The organism is Frateuria sp. (genome assembly GCF_013362045.1).
Lineage (GTDB): Bacteria > Pseudomonadota > Gammaproteobacteria > Xanthomonadales > Rhodanobacteraceae > Frateuria_A.
In genome coordinates, this window is sequence record NZ_JABFWW010000125.1 from 1 (window position 1) to 7,847 (window position 7,847).

Genomic DNA, 7,847 nt, shown 5'->3' on the forward strand with positions numbered 1-7,847 from the left:
CGCTGGCCGCCCACCGGCCGGCCGCGGCCCAGCCCGTGCTCGATTTCATCGGCCGCACGCAGCTGCGCGATCCGGCCATCGATCCGTTGGCGGCGCAGGTGCGCGCCGTCGCAGCCGTGGCGCAGGCCGGGTCGGGGCGGAGGGATTCGCCATGAAGGCCTCCTGCCTGCGCCTGCTCTTCGCTGCCGTGCTCGGGTTGCTGCCGCTGACGGCCGGTGCGCACAAGGAAAGCGACGCCTACCTGACCCTGCGCACCGACCCGGCCAACGACCACGTGCTGCACGGCCAGTGGGACATCGCCCTGCGCGACCTGGACTACGCCATCGGCCTGGACGGCAACCACGACGGCGCCATCACCTGGGGCGAGGTGCAGGCGAAGCGCACCGCGATCGAGAGCTACGCCCTGCAGCGCCTGGCGATCACCGGCGACGGCCTGACCTGCCAGCTCACGCCCACCGCGCAGCTGGTCGACGAGCATACCGACGGCGCCTATGCCGTGCTGCGCTTCGACGCGTCGTGCGACAAGAACATCCCCAGCACGCTGGGCGTGGCCTACCACCTGATGGCGGATCTGGACCCATACCACCGCGGCATCGTCACCTTCCATGCCGGCGAGCGCACGGCCGGCGCCGTGCTCGGACCGGATCGTCCGACCGCCACGCTCAACCTGCGTACGCCCGACCGCTGGAAGGAGTTCACGAGCTTCGTCAGCGACGGCATCTGGCACATCTGGACCGGGCTGGACCACATCCTGTTCCTGCTCTCGCTGTTGCTGCCGGCCGTGCTCGTCCGCCGCCGCGCGGACAGCGGCTGGCGCAGGAGCGCGATGGTGGCCGAAGGCAGCGGGGCCTTCATGGCGCTGGCTGGCCAGCCGCCGCATTACCGCTGGGAGGCCGCCTCCGGCCTGTGGCCGGTATTCCTGGACGTGCTCAAGGTGGTGTCGGCCTTCACGGTGTCGCACTCGGTGACACTGTCGCTGGCGGTGCTGAACATCGTTTCGCTGCCCAGCCGGCTGGTGGAATCGGGTATCGCCCTGTCGGTTTTGGTGGCGGCGTCCAACAACCTGTACCCGATCGTGCGCCAGCGTGCGTGGCTGATCGCTTTCGCGTTCGGCTTCATCCATGGCCTGGGCTTCGCCAGTGCGCTGACCGGCCTGCAACTGCCGCCCGCTGCGATGGCCGCCTCGCTGGGCGGCTTCAACGTGGGCGTGGAGATCGGGCAGGAGTCGATCGTGCTCGCCTTCCTGCCGCTGGCCTACCTGCTTCGCCGCACGCGCTTCTACCGCATCGGCGTGCTGCGCGTGGGTTCGATGCTGATCTGCACTGTCGCAACGCTGTGGCTGGTACAACGCGCCTTCGACCTCGCCGTTCCCGGCTTCGGCGCGCTGTTCCAGAACTGACCGCCAGTCCGCCGCCGCTTGTGCTCCACTACGGCATCGGTGTTACCTTCGCGGGCTCGCAGGCCCTACCGGTGATCCACCCCGCTGCAAGGACTACGGATGAGTACACCCACACCGGACGGCGAAGCGCTGGCACGGTTGCTGACGCAAGTGGCCAAGGGCGACGAGCGCGCGTTCGAAGAACTGTACCGGCGCACCTCGGCGCGGTTGTTCGGTGTCTGCCTGCGCATGCTGCGCGACCGCGGCGAGGCGGAGGAGGCATTGCAGGATGCCTGGACCAGCGCCTGGCGCCGGGCGACGAGCTTCGATGCCGGCAAGGCGAGCGCCATGACCTGGCTCAGCACATTGGCCCGCAACAAGGCGATCGATCGCCTGCGCCAACGCCGCGAACAGCCGCTGGACGATCCGGCCATGCTCGATCTGCTCGTCGACGAGGAGCCCACCCCGGCCGCCGACGCCCAGCACAGCCAGGACTACCGGCGCCTGCGCGACTGCCTGGACCAGCTCGAGCCACGCCAGCGCCGCTCGGTGCGTGAAGCCTTTTTCTCGGGAGCTACGTATAACGAGCTGGCGGTGCGCTGCCAGGTGCCGCTCGGAACCATGAAAAGCTGGATCCGCCGCAGCCTGTTGCAACTTCGCACGTGCCTGGACGCATGAACACGCCCATCGACGAAGCTCCTTCCCATCTGCGCTACGCCGAATACGTGCTTGGGGTGCTGGACGCCGACGCGCGCGCGGAAGTCGAACGCGAGATGGCGACCAGCGATGCCGCCGCCATCGCGGTGGCGCTGTGGCAGCGCCGGCTGCTGCCGCTGGCCGACGAGATCGTGCCGACCGAGCCGCCGCCCTACGTCTGGGAGCGCATCCGCGACGGCCTGGGCCTGAGGGCGCCGACGCGCATGCCACCGCCCGTCGCGCGACCCGGGTTGTGGGAGAGCCTGCGCTTCTGGCATTGGCTGGGCCTGGGCGCCAGCGCCGTGGCTGCGGCCTGCCTGGTGCTGTTGCTGGTGCCCGCCCGCCGCGGCCCCGTTGCGCCGCCGCCGGCGTACATGGCTTCGGCCATCACCCAGGACAATGGCCAGGTCGGCTGGACCGCCACCATGGACCTCGCCCAGGGCCGCATGGTCGTGGTGCCGGCCAGGCCGCAGGCGATCGCCGCCGGAAGGGCGCCCGAACTGTGGCTGCTTCCGCCCGGCGGCAAGCCGATCGCGGTCGGCATGATCGCGAGCGATGCGCCCACCACCCTGGCGCTCGACCGCGCCCTGCTGGCCCGCCTCGGGCCCGACGCCGCGCTGGCGGTGTCGCTGGAACCGCCGGGCGGCTCGCCCACCGGCCAGCCCACGGGGCCGGTGATCGCCAAGGGCGCCATCGGCGCCTCGCCGGAGTCCGGCGGCAAGCCGGTGGCGTTGCTGCGGGTGAACCCCACCGTGCGCGGGCAGGCCTGATCCGGTCCGCGCACGCTCCCTCTTCCCCGGTCTTGCCGGGAAGAGGGCAGTGCGCCTGTATCCGGGGTATTCCCGCAAGCCCATTCCTCAGCCGAACCCGCTCCCCGGAAGGAGCGGGCATGCGTCGAGTGGACATCAGGGCGCCGGGGAATCCGTAAGGGGCTTCGCCTCGCCCCTCGGCGCCTGATCCTCCCTTGGCGTGTTCCCGCGCAACGGCGATCCGGATGGATCCGGCCTGACGCACGTCGGGCCGCGCCTTCGCGCAACCATCGGAAGAGCGCTCCTTCGCTGCATCCATTCACGCATCCGCTACGTATCTAGGGCATCCAGACACCGGACGCCCCCATGCAATCCACTGATGCTCCCGCCACCCGCGCCCGCACCGCAGGTTTCCGCCGGAGCCTGCGCCAATGGTTCGATTCCGGCGAGGGCCAGGCGGCGATCGAGGGAAAGCGCAGCGACCGCATCGACCTCGTGCGCACGATCCCGTTTGCGCTGCTGCACCTGGCCTGCCTGGGCGTGCTGTGGACCGGCGTCTCGCCGGTGGCGCTGGCGCTGGCAGTTGCGCTGTACGCGCTGCGCATGTTCGCGCTCACCGGCTTCTACCACCGCTACTTCTCCCCTCGCACCTTCCGCACCTCGCGTGCGGTGCAGTTCACCTTCGCCTGCATCGGCGCCGCTTGCGTACAGCGCGGCCCGCTGTGGTGGGCGGCCCACCACCGCAACCACCACCGCCGCGCCGACACGCCGGCCGACCCGCACTCGCCCACCCAGCATGGCTTCCTGTGGAGCCACATGGGCTGGTTCCTCACCCCCGGGGCCTTCCGCACCGAGCTCGAACGCGTGCCGGACCTGGCGCGCTATCCGGAACTGCGCTGGCTGGACCGCTACGATATCGCCGTGCCGGTGCTGCTCGCCGTGCTGCTCTACGGCCTCGGTGCGCTGCTGCAGCACGCGGCGCCGCATCTGCATACCAGCGGCGCGCAGATGCTGGTGTGGGGCTTCTTCGTCTCCACCGTGGTGCTGTTCCACGCCACGGTGACGATCAACTCGCTGGCGCACCGCTACGGCTCGCGCCGCTTCGCCACCCATGACGACAGCCGCAACAATGCCTGGCTCGCGCTGCTCACCTTCGGCGAGGGCTGGCACAACAACCACCACTTCTTCCCGGGCAGCGCACGGCAGGGCTTCCGCTGGTGGGAGGTCGACCTGACCTGGTACGGCCTCGAGTTCATGGCCATGCTCGGCCTGGTAAGCGACCTCAAGCCGGTGCCCGCCTGGGTGCTGCACAGGGCGGAGCGCTGAGCATGCGCATCGCCGTGGTCGGCTCGGGCATCGCGGGCCTTGCCAGCGCGTGGCTGCTCTCGCGGCGGCATGACGTGACCCTGTTCGAGGCCGAGGATTACCTGGGCGGCCATACGCACACCCATGACATCGAACTAGGCGGCAGGCGCTATACCGTCGATACCGGGTTCATCGTGCACAACCGGGCGCACTACCCGCTGCTGACGCGGCTGTTCGACGAGCTCGGCGTCGCCTCGCAGCCGACCACCATGAGCTTCTCGGTGCGCAACGAGGCCAGCGGGCTGGAATACAACGCCACTTCGCTCGATGGCCTGTTCTGCCAGCGCCGCAACCTGCTGTCGCCGCGCGTCCTGGGCGTGGTGCGCGACCTGCTGCGCTTCTACCGCGAGGCGCCGGCGCTGCTCGACGGGGACGCGCCGGGCCCCGCGCTGGGCGAATACCTGGCCGAACGCGGCTATGGCGCCGCATTCCGCGACGAACACCTGGTGCCGATGGCCTCGGCGCTGTGGTCTTCGCCGCCACGACGGATCCTGGATTTTCCGGCGCGCTATCTCGTGAGTTTCATGGCCAACCACCAGATGCTGCAGGTCGTCGGCCGCCCGCCATGGCGGGTGGTCTGCGGCGGCTCGGCCAGCTACGTGCGCGCGCTGCGCCGGAACTGGCCGGTGCGGGAGCGGCTGGATTGCCCGGTGACCGCGATCCACCGCGAGCCCGGAGCGGTGCGGCTGGACAGCGCTGCCGGATGCGAGCGCTACGACCAGGTGGTGCTGGCCTGCCACAGCGACCAGGCGCTGGCGCTGCTCGCCGACGCCAGCGCGCGCGAACACGCGGTCCTCGGCGCCATCGCCTACCAGAGCAACGAGGTGGTGCTGCACACGGATGCCACGCTGCTGCCGCGCCGGCGCAAGGCCTGGGCCGCATGGAACGCCAACGTGCCGCGCGATCCGCGGGAACCGTGCACGGTCAGCTACTGCATGAACCTGCTGCAGGGCCTGGACGCGCCCGAGCCGCTCGTGGTCACGCTCAATCGCAGCCACGCCATCGACCCCGCGCGCGTGCTGCGCCGCCTGCGCTACCACCACCCGGTCTACACCCACAACGCGGTGGCGGCGCAGCGGTGCAAGGCGCAGATCCAGGGCGTGCAGCGCACCTGGTTCGCCGGCGCGTACTGGGGTTTCGGCTTCCACGAGGACGGCATGCGCACTGCGGTGGAGGTGGCCGCGGCGCTGGGCGTGCACTGGGATGCGCCGGTGCGCGCCGCCGCGCAGGAGGAGGCGGCATGAGCGTCGAAGTTCCGCTGCGCAGCGCCGTGTACGAGGGCACGGTGTGGCACCGGCGGCGCGCGCCGCATCCGCACGCGTTTTCCTACCGCATTGCGCAGCTCTACCTGGATCTCGACGAGATCGACCGTGTCTTCGCGGGTCGCTGGCTGTGGTCCAGCACCGGGCGCAACCTCGCCGAATTCCGCCGCGCCGATTTCCTGGGCCCGACCGCACTGCCGTTGGCCGATGCGGTGCGCCTGCGCGTGGAACAGGCCACCGGCCACTGCGTGCGCGGCCCGATCCGCCTGCTGGCGCACCTGCGCTACGGCGGCGTCGTGTTCAACCCGGTGAGCTTCTACTACTGCTACGGCGAGGACGGCGACACGCTGCAGTGCATCCTCGCCGAGATCACCAACACGCCCTGGCACGAACGCTACGCCTACGTGTTGCCGTGCGACGCCGCGGGCAGCGACGGCGAGCTGTTGCGCTGGGACTTCGACAAGCGCTTCCACGTCTCGCCATTCATGCCCATGCAGCGCCGCTACGACTGGCGCTTCGGCGTGCCCGGCCAGGAACTGATCGTGCGCATGGGCGTGCTGCGCGAGGGCCGGCACGAATTCGACGCGCACCTGCGCCTCCACCGCCGCCCGCTCAGCGGCGCCGCGCTGGCGCGCGTGCTGTGGCGCTATCCGCTGATGAGCACGCAGGTGGTGGGCGCGATCTACTGGCACGCGCTGCGCCTGTGGCTCAAGCGCAACCCCTTCTACACGCATCCCGCGAGGTCCCCGTGAACGCGATCGCCGAACCCCACCCCCACGCCATGCGCGGCATGGGCGCCATCGACCGCTTCCTGCGCCGGCGCCTGGTCGAGCGCCTGCGCGGGGTGAGTCATGGCCGGCTGACGCTGCACGACGCATTGGGCACGCAGGAACTCGGCACGCCCGCGCACCAGGCCACCGACCTCACGGTGCACGTGGAGGTGCTCGACCCGGCGTTCTACCGTGCGGTGGCGGCCAGCGGCAGCGTGGGTGCGGGCGAGGCGTACATGGATGGGCAGTGGCGCTGCGACGACCTGGTCGCGCTGGTGCGCCTGCTGGTGCGCAACCGCGATCTGCTCGACGGCATGGAGCGCGGGCTGGCGCGGCTGCAGGGCCTCGTGCTGCGCGGCTGGCATGCGCTAAACCGCAACACCCGCAGCGGCAGCCGGCGCAACATCGCCGCCCACTACGATCTGGGCAACGGTTTCTTCGAGCTGTTCCTGTCGGCGGACCTGATGTACTCCTCGGCGTACTGGGCCGATGGCGAGGACACGCTGGAGCAGGCGTCCACCCGCAAGCTTGACCTGATCTGCCGCAAGCTGGACTTGCGCCCCGGCGACCGCGTGCTGGAGATCGGCACCGGCTGGGGCGGCTTCGCCGTGCACGCCGCGCTGCACTACGGCTGCCACGTCACCACGGCCACCATCTCGCGGGAGCAGCATGCGCTGGCGAGCGAGCGCGTGGCGGCGGCGGGAGTCGGCGAGCGCGTCCAGGTGCTGCTGCGCGACTACCGCGACCTGGACGGGCGCTACGACAAGCTGGTCTCCATCGAGATGATCGAGGCGATCGGCGCCGACTACCTGCCGGTCTATTTCCGCCAGCTCGGCCGCCTGCTCGAACCGCACGGGCTGGCGCTGCTGCAGGCGATCACCATCGAGGACCACCGCTACCCGCAGGCGCTGAAATCGGTGGACTTCATCAAGCGCCACGTCTTTCCCGGCAGCTTCATCCCCTCGATCGGCGCGATGCTGGCGGCGAACGCGCGTGCGAGCGACCTGGGCCTGGTCGCGCAGGAGGACTTCGGCGATTCCTACGCGCGCACGCTGCAGGCCTGGCGCCAGCGCTTCATGGCCCGGCTGGACGAGGTGCGCGCGCAAGGCTTCGACGAGCGTTTCACCCGCCTGTGGGAGTTCTACCTCGCCTACTGCGAGGGGGGTTTCCGTGAGCGCTCCATCGGCGTATCGCACCTGCTGCTGGCGCGGCCGCAGTGGCGGCGCGTGCAGGGCATGGGCGAGGGCGCCGCGTGAACTTCTGGCTCACCCTGGCCGCCTACCAGCTGGCCTGGTTCATCGCGGTGGCGGGCGCGGGCCACGGCCTGGTTTGGCCGGGCGTGGCCGCGGTGGCGCTGTTCGCGACGGGCCGGCTCGCGGTGTCGCCGCGACGCGCGGTGGAATGGCGGGTGATCGCGGCGTCGCTGGCCGTCGGGCTGGTGCTGGAAAGCCTGTGGGTGTGCAGCGGCCTGCTGCGCTACGCCGCGCCCTGGCCGTTGCCGCTGGCGCCGGCCTGGCTGATGGCGCTGTGGGTGGCGTTCGCGCTCACCGTGGTGCCGCTGTTCGGCTATCTGCACGCGCGGCCCTTGCTGGCGGGGCTGTGCGGCGCCGTCGGCGGGCCACTGGCC

General features: G+C 70.8%; 8 protein-coding genes. All 8 read left to right on the top strand.

Annotated elements, in window-relative coordinates:
* The first annotated feature begins 151 nt into the window (after positions 1-151).
* Positions 152-1,399, top strand: coding sequence for a HupE/UreJ family protein (locus HOQ08_RS05750; protein ID WP_291192421.1), 1,248 nt, complete (start codon positions 152-154; stop codon positions 1,397-1,399).
* 99 nt (positions 1,400-1,498) lie between these two features.
* Complete coding sequence (locus tag HOQ08_RS05755; protein WP_291192422.1) at positions 1,499-2,056, top strand: sigma-70 family RNA polymerase sigma factor; 558 nt, start codon at positions 1,499-1,501, stop codon at positions 2,054-2,056.
* Entirely contained in the window at positions 2,053-2,844 is a 792-nt protein-coding gene (locus HOQ08_RS05760) for an anti-sigma factor (RefSeq protein WP_291192423.1), read from the top strand. Before HOQ08_RS05755 ends, HOQ08_RS05760 begins: the two co-directional genes overlap by 4 nt.
* 345 nt (positions 2,845-3,189) lie before the next feature.
* Entirely contained in the window at positions 3,190-4,149 is a 960-nt protein-coding gene (locus HOQ08_RS05765; protein ID WP_291192424.1) for an acyl-CoA desaturase, read from the top strand.
* Between the two features lie 2 nt (positions 4,150-4,151).
* Positions 4,152-5,432, top strand: coding sequence for an FAD-dependent oxidoreductase (locus tag HOQ08_RS05770; RefSeq protein WP_291192425.1), 1,281 nt, complete (start codon positions 4,152-4,154; stop codon positions 5,430-5,432).
* Entirely contained in the window at positions 5,429-6,202 is a 774-nt protein-coding gene (locus HOQ08_RS05775; protein ID WP_291192426.1) for a DUF1365 domain-containing protein, read from the top strand. Before HOQ08_RS05770 ends, HOQ08_RS05775 begins: the two co-directional genes overlap by 4 nt.
* A gap of 29 nt (positions 6,203-6,231) precedes the next feature.
* Positions 6,232-7,476 (top strand): cyclopropane-fatty-acyl-phospholipid synthase family protein, encoded by a 1,245-nt coding sequence (locus HOQ08_RS05780; protein ID WP_291192428.1) that lies wholly within the window; start codon positions 6,232-6,234, stop codon positions 7,474-7,476.
* A partial coding sequence (locus HOQ08_RS05785; RefSeq protein WP_291192427.1) for a DUF2878 domain-containing protein occupies positions 7,473-7,847 on the top strand: 375 nt, incomplete at its 3' end. The genes HOQ08_RS05780 and HOQ08_RS05785, both read left to right, overlap by 4 nt.